General features: G+C 61.7%; 20 protein-coding genes, 1 tRNA gene, 1 other RNA gene and 1 riboswitch. Of the genes, 19 read left to right on the top strand and 3 right to left on the bottom strand.

What is annotated here, in order from left to right:
- The first annotated feature begins 37 nt into the window (after nt 1–37).
- From HMPREF2860_RS07395 to recR, 19 genes are all read left to right on the top strand, one after another.
- Nucleotides 38–1,294 (top strand): Nramp family divalent metal transporter, encoded by a 1,257-nt coding sequence (locus HMPREF2860_RS07395; RefSeq protein ID WP_049181409.1) that lies wholly within the window; start codon nt 38–40, stop codon nt 1,292–1,294.
- A 115-nt stretch (nt 1,295–1,409) separates the two neighbouring features.
- Nucleotides 1,410–1,530: riboswitch (SAM riboswitch) on the top strand.
- A 10-nt stretch (nt 1,531–1,540) separates the two neighbouring features.
- On the top strand, nt 1,541–1,894 hold the full coding sequence (locus HMPREF2860_RS07390; RefSeq protein WP_070559674.1) for a hypothetical protein: 354 nt from the start codon (nt 1,541–1,543) through the stop codon (nt 1,892–1,894).
- Between the two features lie 123 nt (nt 1,895–2,017).
- On the top strand, nt 2,018–3,538 hold the full coding sequence (locus HMPREF2860_RS07385; protein WP_070628719.1) for an AMP nucleosidase: 1,521 nt from the start codon (nt 2,018–2,020) through the stop codon (nt 3,536–3,538).
- Nucleotides 3,539–3,658: 120 nt separating this feature from the next.
- On the top strand, nt 3,659–4,837 hold the full coding sequence (locus tag HMPREF2860_RS07380; protein ID WP_048733216.1) for an HNH endonuclease signature motif containing protein: 1,179 nt from the start codon (nt 3,659–3,661) through the stop codon (nt 4,835–4,837).
- Nucleotides 4,838–4,874: 37 nt separating this feature from the next.
- Nucleotides 4,875–5,084 (top strand): heavy-metal-associated domain-containing protein, encoded by a 210-nt coding sequence (locus HMPREF2860_RS07375; protein ID WP_070628718.1) that lies wholly within the window; start codon nt 4,875–4,877, stop codon nt 5,082–5,084.
- A gap of 20 nt (nt 5,085–5,104) precedes the next feature.
- Nucleotides 5,105–7,303, top strand: a complete 2,199-nt coding sequence (locus HMPREF2860_RS07370; RefSeq protein WP_070628717.1) for a heavy metal translocating P-type ATPase — start codon at nt 5,105–5,107, stop codon at nt 7,301–7,303.
- A 3-nt stretch (nt 7,304–7,306) separates the two neighbouring features.
- Nucleotides 7,307–7,654, top strand: a complete 348-nt coding sequence (locus HMPREF2860_RS07365; protein ID WP_070628716.1) for a metal-sensitive transcriptional regulator — start codon at nt 7,307–7,309, stop codon at nt 7,652–7,654.
- A gap of 198 nt (nt 7,655–7,852) precedes the next feature.
- Nucleotides 7,853–7,938 (top strand) — tRNA-Ser (locus HMPREF2860_RS07360).
- A gap of 212 nt (nt 7,939–8,150) precedes the next feature.
- A complete protein-coding gene (locus HMPREF2860_RS07355; RefSeq protein ID WP_235191223.1) occupies nt 8,151–9,491 on the top strand; it encodes an extracellular solute-binding protein in 1,341 nt (446 codons plus the stop codon).
- A complete protein-coding gene (locus HMPREF2860_RS07350) occupies nt 9,492–10,409 on the top strand; it encodes a carbohydrate ABC transporter permease (RefSeq protein ID WP_070559682.1) in 918 nt (305 codons plus the stop codon).
- 12 nt (nt 10,410–10,421) lie between these two features.
- On the top strand, nt 10,422–11,261 hold the full coding sequence (locus HMPREF2860_RS07345; protein WP_167836000.1) for a carbohydrate ABC transporter permease: 840 nt from the start codon (nt 10,422–10,424) through the stop codon (nt 11,259–11,261).
- Between the two features lie 18 nt (nt 11,262–11,279).
- Nucleotides 11,280–12,437 (top strand): ABC transporter ATP-binding protein, encoded by a 1,158-nt coding sequence (locus tag HMPREF2860_RS07340; RefSeq protein WP_038627345.1) that lies wholly within the window; start codon nt 11,280–11,282, stop codon nt 12,435–12,437.
- 56 nt (nt 12,438–12,493) lie between these two features.
- Nucleotides 12,494–12,588, top strand: an RNA gene (gene ffs / locus HMPREF2860_RS07335) — signal recognition particle sRNA small type.
- A 331-nt stretch (nt 12,589–12,919) separates the two neighbouring features.
- Nucleotides 12,920–14,389, top strand: a complete 1,470-nt coding sequence (locus HMPREF2860_RS07330) for a SulP family inorganic anion transporter (RefSeq protein WP_070628715.1) — start codon at nt 12,920–12,922, stop codon at nt 14,387–14,389.
- Between the two features lie 125 nt (nt 14,390–14,514).
- A complete protein-coding gene (locus HMPREF2860_RS07325) occupies nt 14,515–15,786 on the top strand; it encodes an aspartate aminotransferase type Ic (RefSeq protein ID WP_187402557.1) in 1,272 nt (423 codons plus the stop codon).
- A gap of 34 nt (nt 15,787–15,820) precedes the next feature.
- A complete protein-coding gene (locus tag HMPREF2860_RS07320; RefSeq protein WP_038627351.1) occupies nt 15,821–16,546 on the top strand; it encodes a suppressor of fused domain protein in 726 nt (241 codons plus the stop codon).
- A gap of 30 nt (nt 16,547–16,576) precedes the next feature.
- Nucleotides 16,577–19,561 (top strand): DNA polymerase III subunit gamma and tau, encoded by a 2,985-nt coding sequence (locus tag HMPREF2860_RS07315; protein WP_070628714.1) that lies wholly within the window; start codon nt 16,577–16,579, stop codon nt 19,559–19,561.
- A 113-nt stretch (nt 19,562–19,674) separates the two neighbouring features.
- Nucleotides 19,675–19,998: a YbaB/EbfC family nucleoid-associated protein gene (locus tag HMPREF2860_RS07310; protein ID WP_005511884.1), complete on the top strand. Its 324-nt coding sequence runs from the start codon at nt 19,675–19,677 to the stop codon at nt 19,996–19,998.
- Between the two features lie 37 nt (nt 19,999–20,035).
- Nucleotides 20,036–20,662, top strand: coding sequence for a recombination mediator RecR (gene recR / locus HMPREF2860_RS07305; protein WP_038627355.1), 627 nt, complete (start codon nt 20,036–20,038; stop codon nt 20,660–20,662).
- 56 nt (nt 20,663–20,718) lie between these two features.
- Here recR and HMPREF2860_RS07300 read toward each other — a convergent pair whose 3' ends face one another.
- The 3 genes from HMPREF2860_RS07300 to HMPREF2860_RS07290 are packed head-to-tail and all read right to left on the bottom strand — an operon-like array spanning nt 20,719 to nt 24,213.
- Nucleotides 20,719–21,531, bottom strand: coding sequence for a type 1 glutamine amidotransferase (locus tag HMPREF2860_RS07300; protein ID WP_070628713.1), 813 nt, complete (start codon nt 21,529–21,531; stop codon nt 20,719–20,721).
- The gene (locus tag HMPREF2860_RS07295; RefSeq protein WP_070628712.1) at nt 21,532–22,881 is read right to left on the bottom strand and encodes a MurT ligase domain-containing protein; all 1,350 of its coding nucleotides are present in this window, start codon (nt 22,879–22,881) and stop codon (nt 21,532–21,534) included.
- A 60-nt stretch (nt 22,882–22,941) separates the two neighbouring features.
- Nucleotides 22,942–24,213 (bottom strand): exonuclease domain-containing protein, encoded by a 1,272-nt coding sequence (locus HMPREF2860_RS07290; protein ID WP_083309512.1) that lies wholly within the window; start codon nt 24,211–24,213, stop codon nt 22,942–22,944.
- Nucleotides 24,214–24,502: the final 289 nt, after the last annotated feature.

Raw genomic sequence — 24,502 nt, 5'->3', positions numbered from 1 at the left:
TGAACAATTGGTATCAATGTTGTGAAATAATGGTCCCATGAATGATTCAGGGACACAGGGGTCGCAAGTGACGTCGTCAAGCAAGCCCATGATGAGTCTGCTGGGGCCTGCGTTTGTGGCGGCGATTGCCTACGTGGACCCCGGAAATGTGGCTGCGAACCTGTCTGCGGGGGCTAGCTACGGGTATCTGCTGCTGTGGGTGCTGGTGGTGTCCAACCTCATGGCGATGGTTGTGCAGTACCTGTCGGCGAAGTACGGCCTGGTGACGGGGCGGTCGCTGACCGCAGGCGTTGCCGACCGCTTTGGTTCGAACCGGCCGGGGCGACTGGCGTACTGGGTGCAGGCCGAGATTGTGGCGGCAGCGACGGATGTGGCGGAAATTATTGGTGGTGCCACGGCGCTGTATCTGCTTTTCGGAACGCCGATGCTGCTTGGCGGCGTCATTGTCGGCGTGGTCTCGCTGGGGCTGTTGCTGCTGCAGGGTGGGCGTTCGCAACGCACTTTTGAAGGCGTGATTGTGGCGTTCCTGCTGGTCATTACGGTGGGGTTCCTGGCCGGGCTGTTTGTCACGGGCTTGAGTCTCGGGGAGATGGCCAGCGGAATTCTGCCACGCTTCCAGGGTGCGCACACCGTGGTACTGGCGGCGTCCATGTTGGGTGCGACCGTGATGCCGCATGCGGTCTACCTGCACTCCGGGCTGGTGCGCGACCGCGAGTACAAGGTGGAAGATGATGCCTCGCTGCGCCAACACCTGCGTGCCACGCGTATCGATGTATTCGGTGCGCTCGTGCTGGCTGGGTCGGTGAATATTGGCATGCTGTGTCTCGCAGCCGAAGCACTTCCGGGAGTGGAGGGGACCGACTCCATCGAAGGCGCGCACGCCGCCGTGACCAGCGCGCTCGGCCCTGTAGTGGGCGTGCTTTTTGCGGTTGGGTTGTTGGCCTCCGGGCTGGCGTCGTCCTCCGTCGGCTGCTACGCCGGCGACCTGATTATGCGCGACCTACTGAAGGTGCACGTGCCGATGCTGGTGCGCCGCATAGTCACCATCATTCCGGCGCTGCTCATTATCGCCAGCGGCGTGGAGCCGACGTGGGCGCTGGTGCTCAGCCAGGTGGTGCTGTCGATTGGTATCCCGTTTGCGCTGGTTCCGCTGGTGCGCATGACCTCCTCGCATGCCGAGATGGGTATCTGGGCCAACACCCCGCTACTGCGCCGGGTCGCGTGGGTTATCTGCGGACTCATCATCGCGCTCAACGTGGCGCTGGTGGTTCTGGTGCTGATGGGGAAGGGGTAGTCAGCGGGCGAGGTGGAAGGCGGTAGCTTTCGGGAGTGGAAGGTGGGGGCTTCGTCGTAAAGCGTGCGGGAGATGGTAGACAAAGCTGTCTAGTTGGTGTTAGGGTGGGCGACACGATCACAAGATATCGACGAGAAATGGCCTTTGACAGCGTCGATAGGCAACCGCCCGATTCGCGGACCCGGTGCCCCAAAGGAAGATCAGCCCCACAGACCGCCTGCGGGGAAGAGCGAATAGGAGCGCAAAATGCACACCACAATAAGCGACGTCCACATCATCTGCCTCAGCCGTCACACTGCTGACCTCCTCGTCGACGGCCGACCCGTCGCCATCCGGCTGCAAGAAGCCGACATCGCCCCCCACTCCCGGAATCTCGTCCAACTCCCCGTCGACCCCGCCTTCTACGCCACCCTCCGCGGCCAACAACGCGCCGACTACCTCAGCGCCCACGTCCGCGACGGCGTGCGCTACGGTCGCATCCTCTGGCACGAGCTTGACGACGGCCGCCACTTCCTCACCATCCCCATCATCGGCGGCTACCACGTGCACCAGGTCTTTGAAGTCCGCCGCAGCCGTGAGGGAGTGTGGAGTCGGCACTGAGCTTGGTGCAGTGAGCTTCGCGTGATGGATGCGGCATTGCGTGGATGAGCGCGGCGCGTGCATGAGCGTGGTGATGAGCGCGGCGCGGATGCGAGCGGGAAACTCTCCGCCTAGCCTTGGGATATGCAGGTACGAGACTCCGCAACACCCCCGTTCTGGCCCACCGAAGGCGAAGGCGATTTCTACACCGACGCCGCCGCAGCCGTCGACCGGCTCACCGAAATCCACCGAGCGGGAATGGCCTACCTAATCGAGCAGTACACCGCCGCCACTAACGGAAATTCCGGGAGTGGGCCGGTGCGCGCCTACTACCCCGAACTACGCTTCACCGTCCCAGCCGGCAGCGCCGTCGAGGATGTCGACCCCTCCCTGTCACACGGCTTCGTCGACCGCCCGGGAGTGTACGCCACCACCATCACTCGCCCGGTGATGTTCCGCACCTACCTCATAGAGCAAATCACCGACCTGCTCACCAACCACGGCGGCGAAGTTGAGGTGCGCGTCTCCGACCAGCCCATCCCACTCCGGATGTGCCGCGGCTTCGATGCGGCCGCCGAGGAAGCGGCGAGGAGGGAAGGGGCGTCGGCAAGCATGTTGGCGGCAGTGGAGAAAACGTTTACCCCCATCGACTCCGCCTGCATCGACGACACCATCGCCGACGGTGAAGCCGATTACCTGGGCCTTCTCGTCAAACCCTTGAGCCTCTTTACCGCCCAGCGCATCGACCTCGCCCTCCAGCGCCTTGAGCACTACACCGGGTCGCACGCCGCAAACATCCAGCGCTTCGTACTGTTCACCAACTACCAGCTGCACACCGACGTGTTCCTCGAATATGCCGCCACCCTCACTCCCGGAAATCCGCACGGGTACACGGCGCTGGTGTGCCCGGGTGGGAAGCGCTACGACATCGGCGCCATCCCCACTCCCGGAATTTGCCGTGAGCACGCGCACGCCTCGCAGATGCCGGCGTACCACCTGCTTCGCGACGACAAATGCGGCATCACCATCATCGACATCGGTGTCGGCCCCTCCAATGCCAAAACCATCACCGACTGCCTCGCCGTCACGCGCCCGCACTGCTGGATGATGGTCGGACACTGCGCCGGCCTCGACGGCCGCATGCGCATCGGCGACATGATTCTCGCCAACGGTTACGACCGCGCTGACGGAGTCCTCGATAACTACGTGCCCCTGGAAAAGCCCATCCCGCCGATTGCGGAAATTCAGCTCGCCGTCACCAACGCGCTCGCCCGCGTCTCCGGGCTTTCCGGCGACGAACTGAAAAAGCGCCTGCGCACCGGCACCGTGCTGTCGACCTCCGATCGCAACTGGGAGTGGCGCTCCCAGACCGACCTCTACCGGGAGCTGCAGAAATCCACCGCCATCGGCGTCGAAATGGAATCCGCCACCATCGCCGCCAACGGCTACCGCTTCCGCGTGCCCTACGGCGCGCTGCTCAGCGTCTCCGACATGCCGCTGCACGACAAACCCAAACTCCCGAAATCCGCCCGCGAGTTCTACCAGTCCTCCAAGGAAGAGCACCTCATGGCCGCTGTGCGCGCGTGCGAGGACATGGCCGCCGCTCCCGACACCCTCCACTCCCGGAAGTTGCGACGGCCGGTGGGAGAGGTCGCGTTCCGGTAGGGCACTTTCGGGAGTGCGTCGTCAAGCCCGTTTGTGCAGATTGTGCATGCTTTACGACGGCTGTGGACAACGCCAAAAAGCGATTGAAGCCGCCCACTCCCGGAAACTAGCCTTAGCCCCATGACGACATTGGGACTGCTCAGCGCGCTGGCGACACGGGGTATTGACGTGCTCGCCGACCTGCGCGCCGCACTCCCGGAAAAATCCACCGGGCACCGGGAGTTGGCGGCCAGCATCGGCTTCGACCCCTTCCGCCTCAAGCGCCTGCTGCGCTGTGCCGAGCGGCTGTTCGGCACCGTCGAGGGCGATGTTGACGTCGAATCCCGCGACAAGGCCGTCGCGATCGCCCGGGAGCTGAAGCTGTCGCTGGACACGGTCATGCAGATCGACAAGCGCTCCGGGCAACTCAACAACGTCGAAATCCGGGAGTACTACCGCCTGGACTTCACCCGCGCCGCCGCAGCATACGACTTCGAGGGCCTCGACACCTACATGCGCACCAAGGTCAAGGAGCTCAACCGCACCGACGAGCCGCCGCAGCACCTGCGCGCCCACGTCTCCCGGAATCCGGACATCCGCGGGATGAAGCATCTGCAGGTCACCGGTCCGGCGAACATGATTGACGACCTGGTCGCGCCGCTGACCGTGCGCGCAGCTGAAATCGCCAAAGCGCACGAGGATTACACCCGGGATCGGTGTGTCGGTCAGGCGCTGGCAGAACGCTTGGCACACGGGTCGGAGGGGCCGCTTGACGACGTCGACAAGCTCCGTTACCAGCCCGCGCTCATCGTAACCGCGCAAGACATCGTGGAGTACAGCCCGCGGTTTGCGGCGACCTCCAACGGCTCCGTCCTCACTCCCGGACAATTCGTCGAGGCATTGCTCGCGGACACCGGCTGGGTGCTGGTCTACGACGAGCACAACACGCCGACCGACCTACTCCCGATACACAACCCGCGCCTGGCGACGGAGGAACAGCGCATCGCGATGATCCTCGACAACCCCATCTGCGCGTGGCCCGGGTGCCCGCGCCCCGCCCACGCTGGGCAGGCCCATCACCTGGTCGCCAGGAAAAACGGCGGCGCCACGACTATGGAAAACATGGTCATGACCTGCAAAGAACACAACGCCGCCAACGATGACGACAGGCAAGGCCTCAACGGGCACCTCGAGCGTGACGACGGCTCCGGCGCGGTCTACCGCCACCCGCCGTCTCCGCACGCGCCGCCCGAATTCAACCTTGCCTTCCCGACAGCTCTCGCGGGGCGGGCCTACTCGGGCTACCGTCAGCGCGAATAGCTTTACAGATATACCCATAGGGGGTATATATTGGGGTATGGCTAATCAAACTTTTACTGTTACTGGCATGACATGCGGACACTGCGAGGCATCGGTGCGGGGGGAAGTCTCTGAACTCCCGGGAATCACTGATGTCCAGGTTGACCGCTCCCGGAATTTCCTTTCCGTGACCTCGAATGCAGACATTGACACCGCTGCCGTAATCGCAGCAGTGGATGAAGCTGGCTACAAGGCGGTCGCAAACTAAACCCCCAAAGAGGAAAGCGGATGTCTGAGCAGCAACTTCTCACCCTTGATATCCCCGTCGGCGGGATGACGTGTGCGTCGTGCGCAAACCGTATCCAACGCAAGCTGAACAAACTTGATGGCGTTAACGCGAGCGTGAACTATGCGACCGAGAAGGCGCATGTGGAGGCGCCGGCGGACATCAACCCGCAGCAACTGATCGACACAATCGTGGCAGCGGGGTACACCGCTGAGCTTCCGCAGGAGGAGCCCGAACAGGAACCGGGTGCTGCTCCCGAAGGGAAAGACCGGGAGCTGGAAGACCTGCGCAACCGAGTCATCGGCGCTGTCATCCTCACCGCTCCCGTCATCGCAATGTCGATGATCCCTGCCCTCCAGTTCACTAATTGGCAGTGGCTGTGTCTCACGCTCTCGGCGCCGGTCTTTGTGTGGGCCGGCTGGCCGTTCCACCGCGCGACACTGAAGAATCTGCGTCATGGCGAGGTCACCATGGACACGCTGATCACTATGGGGACGACCGCTTCGTTCCTCTGGAGTGTGTGGGCGTTGTTCTTCGGGCGTGCCGGGCTGCCGGGGCTCAAGCACGAGTTCCACTTCACGGTCACTCCTGGTGATGCCGATATGAACATCTACCTCGAGGCGATGGCCGGCATCATCATGTTTGTGCTGATTGGTCGTTACTTCGAGAAGCGCTCCAAGCGCAACGCCGGTCAGGCACTCCGGGAGTTGATGAAGCTTGGCGCCAAGGATGTCTCCGTTCTCGAAAGTTCGGGAGTGGAGAAGCGGCTGCCCGTGGAACAGCTCCGTCCGGGAGTGGTGTTCGTCGTTAGGCCTGGTGAGAAGATCGCGACGGATGGCGTTGTCGTGGAGGGTGCGTCGGCGGTGGATGCGTCGATGCTGACCGGAGAGCCGATGCCTGTCGAGGTTGGCCCTGGCGATGAGGTGACAGGGGCGACGATTAATACGTCTGGGCGGTTGCTCGTGCGGGCGACGCGCGTGGGCTCGGAGACGCAGTTGGCGCAGATGGCAGCGATGGTCGAGGCGGCGCAGACGGGCAAGGCACCGGTGCAGCGGCTAGCGGACCGGGTTTCGGGAGTGTTCGTGCCCGCCGTCATCGCGATCGCCGTGGTCACGCTCGGTGCGTGGTTGCTCACGGGGTACGGCGCGAGTGAGGCGGTCACGGCTGCGGTCGCCGTACTTATTATCGCGTGCCCGTGTGCGCTTGGCTTAGCGACGCCCACAGCGCTCCTGGTCGGCACGAGTGAAGGTGCCAAGGCGGGTGTGTTGCTGCGCGGCCCAGAGGTGCTGGAGTCGGCGCGGAAGGTCGACACGGTTGTGCTGGATAAGACCGGCACGGTGACTACGGGTGTGATGGAGTTGACGGAGGTTCCTCCCACTCCCGAAAATCTGGTGCCGCTTGCCGCTTCGGTGGAAGCGGCGTCGCACCACCCGATTGCGCAGGCAATTGTGCGTGCGGCGGATCCGGATTCCCTACTCCCGGTTTCTGATTTCCGGGATATTCCGGGAGTGGGGGTTGAGGGCACCGTAGACGGCCACCGCATCGAGGTCGGCCGCTCCGGGGAAAATTCCGGGAGTGGGGGGACGGTGGTTGCGGTGCGCCGCGACGGCGAGCTCCTGGGCACGTTGGAGGTGTCGGATTCGGTGAAGCCGACGTCGGCGGCTGCGGTCGCGAAATTCCGGGAGTGGGGGGTGCGGCCGATTCTGCTGACCGGCGACGCCGCCGGCCCTGCGTTTCGCGTTGCGGATAAGGTCGGTATTGCTCGCGAGGACGTGATTTCGGGAGTGATGCCGGAGGATAAGGTCGCGACGATTGAGAAGTTGCAGGCCAGCGGCGCGTCCGTGGCGATGGTCGGCGATGGCATTAATGATGCTGCGGCTCTTGCGCAGGCGGATTTGGGCATGGCGATGGGCACGGGCACCGATGTGGCGATGGAGGCCGCGGATATCACGCTGGTGCGTGGTGATTTGTTGGCGGCTGCGGATGCGCTGCGGTTGTCTCGCCGGACGCTCCGCACGATTCGGTCAAATCTTTTTTGGGCGTTTTTCTACAACGTTTTGGCAATTCCTGTCGCCGCACTGGGGTTGTTGAATCCGATGTTGGCTGGCGCTGCAATGGCGTTTTCGTCGGTTTTTGTGGTCGGCAACAGTCTGCGTCTGCGCGGTTTTTCTCCGAGTCAACTAGATAATCAAAAGGAGTAACTCATGAGTGAGTCTTGTTGTTCGTCGCAATTGCATTCGCTTGACGACGGTTCTTGCTGTCATGACACCACTGATCCCGGTTATCTCTCGGAGAAGCGGCGTTATGAGTCCCGTATTCGTCGCATTGAGGGGCAGGTTCGTGGCATTGGTCGGATGATTGAGAACGAAGAGTACTGTATCGATGTTTTGACCCAGATTTCGGCGGTGAATTCGGCGTTGAAGTCGTTGGCGTTGACTCTTCTGGATGCTCACCTTCATCACTGCGTGGTGCATGCGGCTGAGGGCGGCCCGGAGGAGTTGGATGCCAAGCTGGAGGAGGCCTCGGCGGCAATCGCTCGGCTGGCTAAGTAACTCCCGGAAAAATTCCGGGAGTGGGGTGGCCGTCGTGAAGCGAAACGGCGGTCAGCGGTCGGTGGTCGGGTGCCGTCTTTTGCTTTCGGTTGTTGGTTGCACTGGTGGTGTCGATAGTGCCACTTGAATTCTACGTTTCCCCTGTTCGTCGGCGTGTTTTGGGAAAATCGGATTTGTTGGGTAGTCTTTAACGACGTTGGAGGATTCGACTAGCGGCCTATGTCACACGCCTGGAACGCGTGCGGGAGTCACATCCCTCGTGGGTTCAAATCCCACATCCTCCGCAGATTGAAAACCCCCGGTTATCGCCGGGGGTTTTCTTATGTTTTCAGCCATATACGCCACTCCGGAGTACAGTTAGTTTTGTACGTCGAAGCACGGAGTGGTCATTATGTTTAATAAGCGCCCGAGAATCCGAAGAGCCGGTCGAGACCGTACAGGTGCTCCTTTCGGCTCTTTAGGTTCTGGCCGGAAATTACGAGCTGCCATCGCGGCGGTGTCGGCTGTATCGCTCGCCACGCTGGCGGCGGGTTGTGGTTCGGAGGCTCAGCAGGATTCGGCGCCGGTACTGCGGATTATGGGTCCGGCGGATGGTTCGGATCAGTATGCGCAGGCGGCGCAGAAGTGCTCGGATGCGTCGGGCGGGAAGTATCGCCTGGAGTATGACATTTCGGCGAAGCAGACGGATGATCAGCGTCTTCAGTTGGCTCGTCGCATTGTGGGCGGAGATTCCTCGTTCGACATAATGGGCCTTGATGTGACGTGGACTCCGGAGTTTGCGGAGGCGGGCTGGGCGCTCCCACTCCCGGAAGATATGGCCGAGCGCGTTACGGAGGGTACCCTGTCGGGTCCGTTGGATACGGCGACGTGGCAGGATCAGCTCTATGGTGCTCCGTTGAATACGAATACGCAGCTCCTGTGGTATCGAAAGTCGCTGGTAGATGGCCCGCCGAAGACGTGGGATGACTTAATCGCGACGGGGGAGAGGCTCGCCGATGAGGGCAAGCCGTCGATGATTGGCGTCCAGGCTGCCCAGTTTGAGGGCTCGGTGGTGTGGCTCAATTCGATGACAGCGTCGGCGGGCGGTCAGCTAGTCGCGCCGGATGGGCAGTCGGTCACAATTGCGGATAACGATGCCGCGGAGCGCGCCTTGAGCACCATGCATCGCGTGGCCACGGCGAAGGGGCATGACCCGTCGATTTCGCAGTCGGATGAGAACCAGGCTCGTCTGGCATTCGACCGCGGCGATGCATTTGCGCAGGTGAATTACCCATTTGTTTATGCCGGTGCGAAGGAGAAGGCGGAGTCGGGAAATCAGGTGGCCAAGGAGGTCTTCGAAGACATGGCCTGGACCACCTACCCGGCGATGGATGAGGGCACACCGGCGCAGGTCACGATTGGTGGCCTTAACCTTGCGGTGCCGTCGACGTCGAAGCACCCGGAGCTCGCTTTCGAGGCCATCGACTGCCTGCGCAATGAGCAAAACCAGCTCAACAACGCGTTGAAGGGTGGTCTGCCGCCGACGTTGGCGAAGCTTTACACGCAGGCCACGGATGAATTCAAGGAGGAATACCCGTTCTACCGCGAGATCTACGAGCAGTTGAACACGTTGGAGGAAGCCGATTCGGCTGAGCTGTCGCAGGAGGAGCGGGCGCTGTTACCGTCGCCACGCACGGCCGGTGTGGTGACGCGCCCGAAGTCCCCTGCGTACCAGTCGTTGTCGATTTTGATGGCGTCGCGCATTAGTCCACCGGAGGATGTTGATGCGAAGTCGCTGGTCGGCACGCTTGATGAGGAACTTCAGGCGGCCGTGAACTCGGAAGGCCTGGTGCCGTAAATGTCTGATAAATCTACGAAAACTAAGTCTGCGCTTTCCGACGGGCGCCGCGCCGAGCGTCGCCTCGGTCTGCTGTTGGTGGCTCCTGCGCTGATTTTGATGCTGGCGGTGACGGCGTACCCCATTGGGTACGCGATTTGGCTGTCGCTGCAGCGCTATGACCTGCGTTTCCCCGATGACCGCGAGTTTATCGGCCTGCAGAACTACGCATCCGTGTTGACCAGCAGTTATTGGTGGGAAGCGCTGGGTGTGACGGCCTTTATCACGCTGGTTTCGGTAGCGGTTGAACTGGTGCTTGGCATGGCTATCGCGATGGTGATGTACCGCGCGATTTTCGGCCGCGGCCTGATTCGCACGGTGGTGTTGATTCCGTACGGCATCGTCACGGTGGCGGCGGCGTACTCGTGGAATTACGCGTGGACGCCGGGGACGGGGTATCTCGCTAATTTGCTTCCCGACGGCACCGCGCCGCTGACGGAGCAATGGCCGTCGATATTTATCATCATCGGCGCTGAAATTTGGAAGACGACTCCATTCATGGCGCTGCTGCTTCTTGCGGGTCTGGCGCTGGTGCCTGATGACGCGCTGAAGGCGGCCGAGTTGGATGGTGCGGGTTTCTGGCAGCGCTTTTTCAAGATCACCTTGCCGCTGATGAAACCGTCGATTGTGGTGGCTCTGCTGTTCCGCACTCTGGATGCTTTCCGAGTGTTCGACAACATCTACATTCTGACCAAGGGCAATAATGGCACTGGTTCGGTGTCGATTCTGGGTTACAACAACCTGTTTAAGGCGTTCAACCTGGGTATTGGTTCAGCAATTTCGGTGTTGATCTTCGTGTGCGTGGCGCTGATTGCAATTGTGTTCGTCAAGGGCTTCGGGGCCTCGTCGCCAGGCGCGGCCACGGGCAAGGATAATTAGGAGGCGATTGCTGTGCACAACACGGATAAGACACCGAAGCAACGCGTCGCATGGACAATCGGCATCGCCTTGGTGGTCATTTACGCGCTGGTGCCGGTGCTGTGGATCGCCAGCTTGTCGTTCAAGCCGACAACCGATCTGCACGATGGCCACTTCATCCCGCGCAATTGGACGTTGGATAACTACCGCGGCATCTTCCAGACCAGTGAATTTACCCGCGCGCTGATCAACTCGATTGGTATTGGGCTGATCACAACGCTGCTGGCGGTAATTGTCGGCACGATGGCGGCCTACGCAATCGCTCGCCTGGAGTTTCCAGGCAAGTCGGTGATTTTGGGAGTCTCGCTGCTAATCGCCATGTTCCCGCAGGTCTCCCTGGTCAGCCCACTGTTCGACATCGAGCGCAAGCTCGGTCTGTTCGACACCTGGCCGGGCCTGATTCTGCCGTACATCACTTTCGCACTTCCGATGGCGATCTTTATTCTGTCCTCCTTCTTCCGGGAGATTCCCTGGGAGCTGGAGAAGGCGGCGCAAATGGACGGCGCGACCCCTTTCCAGGCATTCCGCCTGGTGGTGGCGCCGCTGGCGATTCCGGGAATTGTCACCGCTGCAATTCTGGTGTTCATCTTCGCGTGGAATGACTTCCTGTTGGCGGTGTCGTTGACCTCGACGGAGGCGGCACGTACGGCACCGGCGGCGATGGCGAACTTCACCGGCTCGTCGCAGTTCGAGGAGCCGACCGGTTCCATCGCGGCGGCCGCGATTGTCATCACCATTCCGATTGTCATCTTTGTGGTTATTTTCCAACGTCGAATTGTCGCTGGTCTTACCTCCGGCGCAGTGAAGGGCTAAAGAAGGTTAGGGCTAAAAATGGCTGAAATTGAACTAAAGCACGTGTACAAGCGCTTTCCTGATGGTCACATCGGTGTGGAAGACGCGAATCTCAAAATCGACGACGGCGAGTTCATCATCCTCGTCGGCCCCTCCGGTTGCGGTAAGTCGACGATGCTGAACATGATTGCAGGGCTGGAGGACATCTCCGAAGGTGACCTGCTCATCGACGGCGAGCGCATGAACGATGTCGCTCCGAAGGACCGTGATATCGCCATGGTGTTTCAGTCCTACGCGCTGTACCCGCACATGAACGTCCGCGAGAACATCGCTTTCCCGCTCAAGCTGGCAAAACTGCCGAAGAAGGAGATCGAGAAGAAGGTCAACGAGGCCGCCGAAATTCTCGATCTGACGGAGTTCCTCGACCGCAAGCCCGCGCATCTCTCGGGTGGTCAGCGTCAGCGCGTGGCGATGGGCCGCGCCATCGTCCGCCGACCGAAGGTCTTCCTCATGGACGAGCCGCTCTCAAACCTGGACGCCAAGCTCCGCGTCCAGATGCGCACCGAAATTGCCCAGCTGCAGGAACGCCTCAGCACCACCACTGTCTACGTCACCCACGATCAAACTGAGGCCATGACGTTGGGCGACCGCGTCGTCGTGCTGAAAAAGGGCGTTATCCAGCAAATTGGCGCTCCGCAAGAGCTCTACCACCGACCGGTCAACGTCTTCGTCGCCGGCTTCATCGGCTCGCCCGCCATGAACTTCCTGCCTGCCACTGTGCTTGACGACGGCCACAGCGTCGACACCGCCCTGGGCCACCTGCCACTCCCGGAAAAATTTGCCCCGGGCCGGAAGGCTATCGTCGGCTTACGACCAGAGGCTTTCGAAGACGCCGCCCTGACCGACGACAATTGCGATGCACCAACGGTCGAGGTCGAGGTGTCCGTCCTGGAGGCGATGGGCTCCGAGCAGTTCATCCACTTCCCACTCCCGGAAATTGATTTGAAGGGTCATGCCGCAGCTGAGGAGGCTGGCCTGGCGGATAACCCGCATGCCATGTTGGTGGCTCGAGTCGATGCGGAGTCGAATGTGCGTCGAGGTCAGAAGATTACGTTGGCCATCAACACGGACAAGTTGAATGTCTTTGATTCTGAGTCAGGTGAGAACTTGGCGTTGAAGGCTAAGAACCAAGACTAAAACTGTTGGCCTGGCAGTGGTGTGACTTTTTGTACGTAGCTGTAGTAGGCTGTCTTCACGGATCCCATGTGGCGTCCATCTCGTGAACTCCCCCAGGGCAGGAATGCAGCAAGGGTCAGCGAGCTCTGACGGGTGCGTGGGGTCCCCTTTTTTTTTATCCCCGGCGTTCTTCTGGCACTTGTGGCAAGGTTTCGGGCACTTGTCGACGGTTTCCTGTGACCTATCGATGTTTTTCGGCACTTATCCCCGCGATATTGGCCAGGCCATTTCACCTATCGATGAGCTATTCACTTATGGCCACGCTGCAGCGCATCGATAGGTGAATACCTTGGCCACAAGTGGTCGCGTTTCGCGTTCGCTGGTCTGGAAGAATACTGTGTATGAGCGATGCCAACGACATGCGAGTGCCACCGCAGGCAACACGAGAACCGCTAGAAACTCCAGAACCACAACAGCCACAGGCCCGAGAAGTCCCAGCGCCAATGGGCGTGTGGGATTCCTTCCGGTTCGCAGTTTCTTCACCGAAGCGCCTGCGCACCGAGCTGCTGGCTGGCGCAGCGGTGTCGTTCGCGCTGATCCCCGAGGTCATTTCGTTTTCCATCTTGGCGGGCGTGGACCCGGCGGTGGGGCTGTTTAGCTCGGTGATTATGGCCATCGTGATTGCCTTCACGGGTGGTCGCCCGGCCATGATTACCGCTGCCGCTGGTTCGGTTGCGCTCGTCGTCGCGCCGTTGTCGCGGACGTACGGGATGGATTACCTCATCCCGACGGTGTTGCTCGCGGGCGTGTTGCAGATTGCTTTTGCGGCGTTGGGGATCGCTAAGCTGCAGCGTTTCATTCCGCGTGCGGTCATGATTGGCTTTGTCAACGCGCTGGGCATCCTCATTTTCACCGCGCAGCTGGAGCATCTCATCGATGTGCCGTGGCTGGTGTATCCGCTGGTCGCTCTGGGTATTGCAATTATGGTGTTCCTGCCCCGCGTGTTCACCGCGATTCCGGCTCCGCTGGTAACTGTGCTCGTCGTCACGCTTGTTGCGGTGTTGGCGGATTGGCGCGTGCCGAACGTGAGCGATATGGGTGAGCTCCCGGAATCCCTCCCGCAGCTGTTGATTCCGAATGTGCCCCTGACCTGGGAGACTCTGCGGCTGATTGCGCCGTATTCGGTGGGTGTGGCGATTGTCGGCATCATGGAATCGCTGATGACGGCGAAGCTCGTGGACGACATCACCGACACGCATTCGGACAAGACCCGCGAGACGTGGGGGCTCGGCGTCGCGAATATCGCGGGCGGTTTCTTCGGCGGTATCGCTGGCTGCGCGATGATTGGGCAGACGATGGTGGGCGTGAAGGAATCGTCGGGGCGCACTCGCTTGACGACGCTATTTTCCGGTGTCTTCCTGCTCATTCTGGTCCTTTTGCTCGGTTCTGCAGTCGGTGAGATTCCGATGGCGGCGCTGGTTGCGGTGATGGTTGTGGTGTCGGTGGACACGGTCGATTGGCGCTCGATCTCCCCGCGGACATTGCGCCTGATGCCGCGTTCGGAGACGGTGGTGATGCTGGTGACGGTCATCGCCACGCTGGCGACGGATAACCTCGCCATCGGTGTAGTTTCGGGTGTGGTCGTGGCGTCGCTGATGTTCGCGCGCCGTGTCGCTCACCTGGTCAGGATCGAAGTGCTTGACGACGACCCCAGCGCCCACTCCCGGACGTACAAGGTGCGGGGTCAGCTGTTCTTCGCCTCCAGTAACGACCTGGTGTACCAGTTCGACTACACCGACCCTGCGCAGCGCATTGTGATCGACATGTCGGAGGCCGAAATTTGGGATGCTTCCACGGTGGCGGCATTGGATTCGGTGCGGGTCAAGTTTGCTGACCGGGGCAAAGAGGTGGAAATTATCGGCTTGGAGGGGCCGAGTAAGCAGCGTCTGGATGCTCTGTCGGGGAAGTTGTAGAAATCCCAATCCGGAGTATGCCTTACACTTAGTTGCAAAGCCAGATGCGGCGCGGGGAAAAGGTTTTCCGTGCCAGGTTTGTCAGGTTTTAACTTATGTCCGATACCTGGGAGGGTGCGTACACCATGGCCGTGGATTCCTTTGATGTTCAGCAGTTGGCGGCACACAAGGATGAGTTTGCGAAGGCATATGAGGAACTGAAGTCCCGTAACCTCGCACTGAATTTGACTCGCGGTAAGCCGTCGTCGGAGCAGCTTGATTTCGCGAATGCCCTGCTGGGTCTCCCGGCGCCGGATTACATTTCGGTTTCTGGGGAGGACGTCCGCAATTACGGCAACGCCAAGGGTATTACTGATATCCGCGCTATCTGGGCGGAACTGATGGATCTGCCGGTGGAAAACGTCCTGGCACAGGATGCTTCCAGCCTGAACATCGAGTTTGACCTGATTTCGTGGGCCATGCAGTTCGGCAACGTCGACTCGGAACGCCCGTGGAACGAGGAGCCGGTGCTTAAGTGGCTGTGCCCGGTTCCGGGGTATGACCGTCACTTTTCCATTACGCAGCACTTCGGCATTGAGATGATCCAGGTGCCGCTGAACGAAGACGGTCCGGATATGGATGTCGTGGAGAAGCTGGTTGCCTCTGACCCGCAGATTAAGGGCATGTGGAATGTCCCGATGTTCTCGAACCCGACGGGCGTGACCTACAGCGCTGAGGTCTGCCGTCGTCTGGTTGAAATGGAAACCGCTGCTCCGGATTTCCGTCTGATGTGGGATAACGCCTACATGGTTCACACGCTGACGGATGAGTTCCCGGAGATTCACAACGTCATTAAGTGGGCGGAAGAGGCGGGCAATCCGAACCGCGTGTGGGCATTCGGCTCGACCTCGAAGATCACCTTCGCTGGTGCCGGCGTTGCTTTCTACGCTTCTTCGGATGCCAACTTGGAGGATTACCTCAAGCACGCTGGTATCCGCGGCATTGGCCCGAACAAGGTCAACCAGCTGGCTCACGCCAAGTTCTTCGGTGACGCGGAGGGTGTGCGCGAGCAGATGCGCCGTCATGCCGGGTCGCTGGCTCCGAAGTTTGAGAAGGTTCTGCAGATTCTGGATGAGCGCCTGACGGAGTACGGCGTGGCAGAGTGGTCGAAGCCGACCGGCGGTTACTTCATCAACCTCGACGTGGTTGATGGCACCGCTCGTCGCGTGGTGGAGCTGGCTAAGGAGGCCGGTATTGCGCTAACCGGTTCTGGTTCTTCCTTCCCGCTGAAGCAGGATCCGAATGACCGCAACATCCGTCTGGCACCGTCGCTGCCTCCGATGGAGGAGCTCGAGGTCGCTATGAACGGCGTCGCTACCTGTGTGCTGCTCGCCGCCGCCGAGAAGGCGACTGCCTAGGCCAAGCAAGCCAGGTAGGTCGGGATAGGACTGTATGAACTTCGAAGAGACGAAGTTTTGGATCTCCGGGCTTTTCCCCGGAGACCCTCAGGTCGGCGAGTATGTGACGGAGCTGCCGGCCAGTGGTCGGCACGGGCAGGAACACGATTCGGCACCGCTTCGGGTCGCTGAGTTCTCGCTTTACGACGAGCCGGAGTGCCAAGCGAACGAGCGTCGTCCGGAAACGGCAGCCGCCACGGTGGAGTTGGGTCGCAACTACTGTGGCCTGACCGGCGCAGCGGAGACCGATATCCGTGTGGAACTTTTCGCCGTCGCCTACGCGGACTTTCCCGTGGCCACCATGGTCGCGGCCGCGGGAGCGCTGGTGGAGGAAGAGCCGGAGTTTCTCTCGCCAATTCCGGGCCGTGTCATCCCGAATGCGGTGCGGCTGGTGTCCGATCGGGTTGCCGAGGTAGGGGAGTCGTCGTCAAGCACTGCCTTTACCGTGGTGCACGTGCTGTGCACGGTACCGTACGTGTGGAGCGACGGGGTGCCGAATGTGTCCGAGATGCCGGGCAAAATCAGCCTGCATGAGGGCGATGTGGAGTCCCCGCAGGGGCGCATGACCACGATGACGCAGCTGGTGCCGATCACGGATGCGGAGCTGGAGTTTTATGAGCAGCAGGGTCCGCAGGCGCTGATGCAGAAGTTGGCCGAAGTGGATGCTGACCTGCGGGATTGGTGCCGTGAGTCGGTTGTTTCCCAGGAGGGTTCGAACTAGCCGATCCGGGGTGGAAGGTAGGCTGAGCACGTGGCTCTGTATAGGAAGTATCGTCCGGCATCGTTCGCCGAAGTGGTGGGGCAGCGGCACGTAACTGACCCGCTGTCGGCGGCGTTGGAATCTCGGGATGCGCAGGGGCGTCCCAACCGCATTAACCATGCGTATTTGTTTTCCGGGCCGCGTGGCTGTGGCAAGACCTCGTCGGCGCGCATTATGGCGCGCAGTTTGAACTGTGCGGAGGGGCCGACGGCCACACCGTGTGGTCAGTGTGCGTCGTGTCGTGCGTTGGCGCCGGGTGGCCCGGGCAATTTGGACGTTATTGAGCTGGACGCGGCTTCGCACAATGGTGTGGAAGATATGCGTGAGCTGCGGGAAAAGGCTATCTTCCAGCCGGCGGAGTCGCGCTACCGCATCTTCATTATTGATGAGGCGCATATGATTACCGCCTCGGGTTTCAATGCGCTGTTGAAGATTGTGGAGGAGCCGCCGGAGCACCTCATCTTCATTTTTGCGACCACGGAGCCGGAGCGTGTGCTGCCGACGATTCGCTCCCGTACGCATCACTACCCGTTCCGGTTGCTGACTCCGCCGGATATGCGCGGGTTGCTTGAACGTGTGGTGACGGCCGAGGGCGTGCAGGTGGACCCGGACGTGTATCCGCTGGTCATCCAGGCCGGTGGTGGTTCGCCGCGTGATTCGCTGTCGATTATGGATCAGTTGATCGCTGGCTCTGGCACCGATGGCGTGGATTATGAAACTTCTGCGGCCATTCTCGGTGTCACTGACAGCGTGATTATCACGGATGCGATCGAGGCGCTGGCAGCTGGTGATCGCGCGGCCATGTTTAGTGTGGTCGGGCGTGTGATTATGTCGGGTCAGGATCCGGCGCGGTTTGCCTCGGATCTCCTTGGACGGGTGCGTGATTTGCTGGTGCTCTCGGCGGTGCCGAATGCGCTGGAGCAGGGTCTTGTGGAGATTCCGGAGAGCCAAATCGACGGTGTGCTGGAGCAGGCCGGAAAGATTCCTCCGGCTACCCTGACGCGCTTCACGCAGGTGCTCTCTGATGGTCTGCGGCACTTCCGCGGCGTGACGTCGCCGCGTTTGCTGCTCGAGGTTCTCTGTGCGCGCATGCTCCTGCCCGCCACCGAAGACTCCGTGGAGTCGCTGCTGCAGCGCGTAGAAGCATTGGAGCACGGCAGGCCCGCGCTTGCCGACGGTTCGGGGGCTGCAACGCTCGCAGCGGCACCGGTGTCTTCCGATGCGGGTGCGGCTGAAGCGTCGCCGATGCAGTCTGGCCAGTCGGCTCGGGAGGCATGGCGTCAGCGGAATGCCCAGCGGAAGAAGGGTGCGCAGTCGGTTTCGGTCACTCAGCGCGGACGTACTGAGCAAGCAGCGCATGTGCCGTCCCAGGCACAGCCAGAACCCCAGCCGGAACCGCAGCCTAAGGTTCAGTCGGAACCCGTTGAGCAGCAATCGGCGCCAGCGGCAGCGGTGTCGCAGGAGTCGGTAACTGAGCCGAAGCCTGCACCAGAAGCACCTACTGCGCCCGCTGAGCAGCCTGAGCAGCCTACGCAGGCTACGCCGGCCGAATCAGTTGAGCAGTCACAGCAGACCGAACAACTGCAGCAGCCGGAATCGGCTGAGCAGCCGTTGTCCGAGGAAGAGGCTCAGGCAGAGAAGATTCGTGAGTTCCGTCGGAAGATGGCGGAGCATGCCCGGATTAGCGAGCAGCAGACTCGGGCGCAGCTTGCACAGGAGCGTGAGCAGCAGACTCGTGAGCGTGAGGGTGAAGGCGGCTCGATGTCGATTGTCGAGGAGGAGCCAGTTGTCTCTTCCTCGCCAACGCACTCTGAACAGCCAACCCAGCCGACTCAGGCCGCACAGTCTGAACAGCCAACCCAGCCCGAGCAATCAGCCGAGTCGGCACGGCCAACTCAGGCCGCCCAGCCCGAGCAGCCTGAACAGCCAGTTCACAAGCCGGAACCAGAATCGCAGCCGGAGCCCGAACCTGCACCCGCTCGTATCGAGCAAATCCGCGAGCGCTGGCAGGACATCCTTGCAGCTGTTGACGGCCCGCACGCGTTCCCCATTCGCGTGCTAGCTGAACAGGCAGTGCCACTCGATGTCGAAAATGACAGGCTCATCATCGGGCACAGCACAGGAGCGCTCGCTACCAGGCTAAACACACCGGATTACGCACAGGCACTGTCCGCTGCCGTGAAGCAGGTGACGGGCTTCAATGGTCAGGTGCACTGTGTCGTCGGTACGCGCCCGCGCGCACCGCGGTCAACAGCTACGAGTGGTGTTGCTGGGGAGGATGATTCGTCGTCAAGAGGTTCGTCCTCGCCGAACGACACCGCCCCTGCACCGACACCAGCAGCGCCAGCGCAACCAGAGACATCTGAGCAGCGGGAACAGCAGACGCAGTCAGAGCCAGCACCGCGCCCGCAGCGATCGTCGGCCTACGCGTCTGTTGCTGAGCGCCGCGCAAAAATCGAGGCTGCCAAGCGTGCTGCGATGGGGCACCAGGCAGGTCACGACCAGCCAGCGCAGCCACATCAGCAAAGCCAGCCAAATCAACCAGCTCAGCCAAGCCAACCGACTCAGCCGAACCCGAACTCGGTCCATCAACAGCCGCAACAGCAGCCAAACCAGCCGCAGCCGCAGTCGTTCCTGCGCGCGGCGCAGGCCAACGCCCAGGCAAATGCCCAAGCTCAGGCCAATCAGGATTCGGGCTTCGGCGGCGTCCCGCTGCCGCCAGAACCGATGGAGGAGTTCGCTCCACCAGAGGGCGCAGAGGGCGCAGGGGGCTACGGCTTGCACACCCCGTCCAACGCCAACACCACCTACAACCCGGTTTCCCAAAACCCGCAGGACAACAACTACGAAGAGGACACCTCCGAGTATTTCGAGGCCGCGAACGAGGTCGGGTCGCTCGATCACCGTTCGTTAAAGGACGTGGTCATGGAGATGCTGGAAAAGGAGCTGGGAGCCAAACCGCTCAATGACCGTTAGAGCCGTTAGAATGGGGCGGCGATGCGCGTCGTAAAGCAAGGGCGATGAGCCTTTAAGCGTGCGCGTAACTATAAATCAGCACGTAAAAAGCACAATAGTTAGGAAAGTTAGTTATGACTCAGCCAGATATGAACGCAATTCTGCAGCAGGCACAGCAGATGCAGGCGCAGCTGCAGGCAGCACAGCAGGAGATCGTCGCCTCCACCATCGTCGGTGAGGCCGGTGGCGGTCTGGTCAAGGTGACTATGCAGGGCTCGGGCGAGGTCACGGACATCGCCATTGATCCGAAGGTCGTAGACCCGGAGGATGTCGACGGGCTGCAGGACCTGGTCCTCGCAGCTTTCCAGGACGCTACCGCTAAGGTGCAGTCGCTGGCAGAGCAGAAGATGGGCCCGCTGTCCCAGGGCTTCGACGGTCTCGGTGGCCTCGGTTTCTAAATTAGCTTTTCAGACCAGTAATTGTAGGTAATTATCATTGTTCGAGGGACCACTCCAAGATCTCATTGATGAGTTCTCGCGCCTGCCGGGCATCGGCCCGAAGTCAGCTCAGCGTATCGCTTTCTACTTGATGAAGGCGGAGCCGGAGGACATCGGGCGACTCCAATCCGCGCTGGGGCGGGTGCGCGAGGGTGTGCAATTCTGCCGGGTCTGCGGCAACATCTCGGAAAGCGACGTGTGCCAGTACTGCTCGGACACACGCCGCGACCGTGGTCTGGTGTGCGTCGTTGAAGAGGCGCGCGATATCCAGGCCATCGAGCGCACGGGGGAGTACAACGGTCGCTACCACGTGCTCGGCGGGGCGCTCGATCCGCTCGGCGGCATCGGTCCGAACGAGCTCAATATCCGCACGCTGCTGCAACGTATCGCCGGCGTGCTTGACGACGTCGACGAGACCGAGCCCCCCGAAATCCACGAGGTCATCATCGCGACTGACCCCAACACCGAGGGCGAAGCAACCGCGACCTATTTGGCCCGGCTGCTCCGGGACTTCCCGGATCTCGAGGTCACTCGGTTGGCCTCCGGCATGCCGCTCGGCGGTGACTTGGAGTTCGTCGATGAACTCACCTTGTCCCGCGCGCTGACGGGCCGGCTGAAGGTCTAGGCCCGCCAACCGGCCGCTGACCAGTCAGCTCGGCCGGTCGCGCGAAACCACAAAAACTAGCGCTCGCTCTTCGGACGCGGCTTGGACAGGATGCGCTCTTCGCGCAGCTTATCCACAACCTCGATGTCCAGCGGAGCCAAACTCGACAGGTCCTGGTCGGTCGCGCGGGCCAGCAGCAGATCAGCCAGCTGCGGATTGCGGGCCAACACAGGTCCGTGCAGGTAGGTGCAGATAATCGAGCCCTGAACCGCGCCCTCGGCGCCACCGGCGGGGTTAAGTGCAGAAACGTCCACTCCCGGAGCAATTCCGGAGTCCGCCTGCTCCACTTCCGGGCCGGAGTTGCCCACGCCACGGACAACCCGACCAAGCGGCTCCGCATCGGCTCCCAGGGCCGTGCGACCCATGTGGTTTTCGAAGCCGGTCAGGGGGCTGGCATCGACGTCGTCAAGCAAACCGTTCGTGGGATCGACGAGCGTGCAGATTTCGCCGATTGCGCGCGTGGGCAGCGAATCGGTGGTGCAGTCGACAAGGCCGAGACCTGCGACGTCGCGTCCGCCCGCGCGGAAGGAATTGCCGAAGATTTGGAAGCCCGCGCAAATCGCGAGGATTTGCTTGCCGGCATCGGCCGCCTTCTTGATGCCGCCGTCGTTAATCAGGTGCTCCACCGCGATGGTCTGCGCGACGTCCTCGCCGCCACCGACGGTGTAAATGTCCAGGTTGGTGGGTACGGAATCGCCCAGCTTAATCGGGACTATCTCGGCGTCAATCCCACGCATCCGCGCGCGTTGCCGCAGCACCAGCGCATTTCCATCATCGCCGTAGGTGCCCAGCACGTCCGGGAGGATCAGACCGATAGATAGCTCGCTCATTTACTTTTCCTCCTGTGCTCGTTCGATGTCGCGCTTCAGATCGCGGAAGGCGGTGTAGTTCGCCAGCACCTCAACTCGGGTGACGCTTGACGACGACCCCCGCGCCTCACACGACCGGATCGCCTGCAGCGGATTTGCGACCAACCTCGCATCAATGCCCGCATACAGCAACCGCACCGCGAGGTCAGTTCCGCGTTCGCCCGCGGATAACACATCCATGCCGTCGAAGTCCTCGAAGCGGACATCCCACAGCCAGGACAGGTCCTCGCCGTCAGCGACGTGACCGTTGACCGCGATGACCACTGCATCCGCAGTGCGGTCGACCATGGACAGCGCCTCTTGCCAGCCGGCCGGGTTCTTAGCCAGCAGCATGCGCACGTGCTTCTCGGCGCCCTTGTCATCCCGCACAACCATGGTGGAGTAGCGGCCTGCAACGTTGTCGACGGTCTCGGTGGCCCGGAGGGATTTCTCCAGGTCCGCGCCCATATCGACAGCGCCCGCGATTGCCAAGGTGGCGTTGCCGCGGTTGGCGTTGCCCGGCAGTGTGAGGTTCATCGGCAGGGTGTCGCCAGCAGGCGTGATGACTCCCTCCGCAGTGATGCGGTAGTCCGGCTCAGGGCGCTTGAACTCCGAGCCGTCCGGGAGTGGCTTCACGGCATACCAGTCGTGGCCGTCCTGGATGATAGGGCCGCCGGTGCGCGGGGAGGAGGTGGCATCGTTGGTCCAGCCGCCGCCCGCGGAGACCCAAATAACCTTCTTGGCATCCCACGCAGCCGATGCGATGAGTGGGTCGTCGCAGTTGGCGATGACCGTCGCCTGCGGGTTAGCGTCCACCGCAGCGCGGAGTGTGGCCTCAATCTTGTTGATCTCGCCGACGCGGTCGAGCTGGTCGCGAGAAAGGTTCAGCAGCACCAGAATCTGCGGTTTCAGATCCTCTGCGATGTGTGGGACGTGCAGCTCATCGACTTCCAGGACCAGGCTGTCCGCATCGGGAGTGGCGAGCAGCGCGGAGATGATGCCCGCGTCCATGTTGTCGCCGCCTTCGTTGGTGGCCACGTTGTGGCCAGCGGCGCGCATGGCGGCCGCGAACATGCGGGTGGTGGTGGACTTGCCGTTGGTGCCAGTGATGATCGCGGCCGGGCGTCCCTTGCCGAGGGAAGCCAGAATGCGCGGGTCAATCTTCTGCGCAATCAGGCCACCAATCATCCCACCCGCGCCGCGGCCGGACTTCCGGGAGGCCCAGGTGGCGGCGTGGGCGGCGGCAGTCGCAAACCGAGCACGCAGGCTCGGGGAGCTTGCGCGATCGCGACGGTGGTCACTTACGCCGTTATGTGAAGTGCCTTCTTTCATAACTGTGTATTTTACTGTGAATAATTCGTAGAACGAATGCGCTGGCGACAAGCCCTAGCCCTACTTCTCCATCTCTCCGACCAGCCGCAAAAATGCCTCATCGGAAACAATCGGAATGTCCTTCCGGTGGGCATGCATGGCCTTGCCAGTCAGTTGATCCGGCGTCACATCCGCAGGCCGGTTACACACCAGCACCGACGACTCTCGCGTGACCTTCTCCGAGTACGCCAGCCCAGCCCGCACGCCCGCCGCAATCAAATCATCCGGGTCCAGCGACACCTCTGGTGCCACGACGAACTCCATGCCCGCAGCGAGCTTCCGCCCTGGTGTATAGCGGCCGGGGTTCTCCACGGGGCGCGGCGCCTCCATCGCGTCGACACGCACTGCCGAGCGCTGCAGGCCCACAATGTCCTCGCGCAGCTGGTCGGGCGTGTACATGTTCAGGGTTGCGCCCTCGTCCAATCCACCCTGTGCGCGGAACAGCGCAAGCGTAGTGGTGACATCATCCAACGTCCGCACCCGCTCTGGCACCGAGATGCCGGCAATCGATGCCTCGGGTGAAGGCACATCGAGGCCGTAGGCGCGCGCGACGGCGCGCAGGCGAGCGTCGTCAAGCCGTTTGCCCTGGCGACGCGCCGTTTCCAACGTATCGGCAATCCGCGCGGGCGCCGGAATCCGCGCGACGCGAGTACGCGTACGACGACGCCCCCGCTTGTTCCGTGCGGACCGCTCACGATTCGCTTGACGACGGGCCCTCTTGGCCTCGGCGACTATAAAACCCCAGACCAGCGGTGCATTATGAGCAACCAACGTGCGCCCATCGAGCGCGTGCGCGAGCTTGGCCTGGATCACCCCGAACTTCGGCGCCCCCTCGAAGTCCGCGGGCTCGAGGCCGTGGAGGTGTGTCGGGCCGGGATCTTCGGTGGGATTGATGACGACATGCCAGGTGTCCACGATGTTGCCGCTGCTGTCGGCGGTGGACACTCCCAGGCTGACCAGCCGAGACGTCTTGGGATGGATGCCCGTGGCCTGGATGGACACGATTGCGTAGGGAGCGTCCTCCGCCGACGAGAACTGTTTGTGCTCGTCAGCGGCCTTTGTTGCGGCGGTCTCGGCTGTGGCCGGTGTGGTTGCGGTTGCGCTGGTCGTGGCCGTGTCGGTGGTGGCTGCGGCCGGCGTGGCTGCGTCCGTTGTGGTGGAAGCCGGTGCAGTTGGTGGTGTTTTGGCGCCCGCTTCCGACGCGCGTTGAGAACGGCGACGATTCCGTCGCCGCCTCTTCGTCTGAGAAGAGGCCCCAGTCGCTCTGCGCTCCTCGCGCGCCGATTCAGTCATGCCTCAAGACTAGCGGGTGCGCTCACCCGCGGAGAAAGTGACTAGGCTTATGACACTTTGAGCAAAAGTTTTGCCACGAAAGTGTCATAAACCTAGTCAGTAACTTGGGCACTAGCTCGGCATCAAGCTTAGAAGGACCGGGGCCGGTCACACGGGTCTCATAGATTACGCAAGACACACAAGTCCCAAAGCTTCTCCCCCGAGGGGTGCTCAGTCGAAAAGTAATGGAACCGTGAGGGCGATTTCTGCGCCTTATTAAATAGGGGCCGCAAACCAAGGCCACGAAATA

The sequence above is a fragment of the Corynebacterium sp. HMSC064E10 genome (assembly GCF_001812505.1).
Lineage (GTDB): Bacteria > Actinomycetota > Actinomycetes > Mycobacteriales > Mycobacteriaceae > Corynebacterium > Corynebacterium amycolatum.
This window is presented reverse-complemented; position numbering and strand designations above follow the sequence as displayed.

What these genes read in the sequence shown, in the direction of transcription:
- HMPREF2860_RS07385 (WP_070628719.1), top strand. Translation starts at nt 2,018, where the DNA reads ATGCAGGTACGAGACTCCGCAACACCCCCGTTCTGGCCCACCGAAGGC.
- HMPREF2860_RS07325 (WP_187402557.1), top strand. Translation starts at nt 14,515, where the DNA reads ATGGCCGTGGATTCCTTTGATGTTCAGCAGTTGGCGGCACACAAGGAT.
- HMPREF2860_RS07350 (WP_070559682.1), top strand. Translation starts at nt 9,492, where the DNA reads ATGTCTGATAAATCTACGAAAACTAAGTCTGCGCTTTCCGACGGGCGC.
- HMPREF2860_RS07370 (WP_070628717.1), top strand. Translation starts at nt 5,105, where the DNA reads ATGTCTGAGCAGCAACTTCTCACCCTTGATATCCCCGTCGGCGGGATG.
- HMPREF2860_RS07295 (WP_070628712.1), bottom strand. Translation starts at nt 22,881, where the DNA reads ATGAAAGAAGGCACTTCACATAACGGCGTAAGTGACCACCGTCGCGAT.
- HMPREF2860_RS07365 (WP_070628716.1), top strand. Translation starts at nt 7,307, where the DNA reads ATGAGTGAGTCTTGTTGTTCGTCGCAATTGCATTCGCTTGACGACGGT.
- HMPREF2860_RS07340 (WP_038627345.1), top strand. Translation starts at nt 11,280, where the DNA reads ATGGCTGAAATTGAACTAAAGCACGTGTACAAGCGCTTTCCTGATGGT.
- HMPREF2860_RS07390 (WP_070559674.1), top strand. Translation starts at nt 1,541, where the DNA reads ATGCACACCACAATAAGCGACGTCCACATCATCTGCCTCAGCCGTCAC.
- HMPREF2860_RS07395 (WP_049181409.1), top strand. Translation starts at nt 38, where the DNA reads ATGAATGATTCAGGGACACAGGGGTCGCAAGTGACGTCGTCAAGCAAG.
- HMPREF2860_RS07310 (WP_005511884.1), top strand. Translation starts at nt 19,675, where the DNA reads ATGACTCAGCCAGATATGAACGCAATTCTGCAGCAGGCACAGCAGATG.
- HMPREF2860_RS07300 (WP_070628713.1), bottom strand. Translation starts at nt 21,531, where the DNA reads ATGAGCGAGCTATCTATCGGTCTGATCCTCCCGGACGTGCTGGGCACC.
- HMPREF2860_RS07330 (WP_070628715.1), top strand. Translation starts at nt 12,920, where the DNA reads ATGGGCGTGTGGGATTCCTTCCGGTTCGCAGTTTCTTCACCGAAGCGC.
- HMPREF2860_RS07320 (WP_038627351.1), top strand. Translation starts at nt 15,821, where the DNA reads ATGAACTTCGAAGAGACGAAGTTTTGGATCTCCGGGCTTTTCCCCGGA.
- HMPREF2860_RS07290 (WP_083309512.1), bottom strand. Translation starts at nt 24,213, where the DNA reads ATGACTGAATCGGCGCGCGAGGAGCGCAGAGCGACTGGGGCCTCTTCT.
- HMPREF2860_RS07375 (WP_070628718.1), top strand. Translation starts at nt 4,875, where the DNA reads ATGGCTAATCAAACTTTTACTGTTACTGGCATGACATGCGGACACTGC.
- HMPREF2860_RS07380 (WP_048733216.1), top strand. Translation starts at nt 3,659, where the DNA reads ATGACGACATTGGGACTGCTCAGCGCGCTGGCGACACGGGGTATTGAC.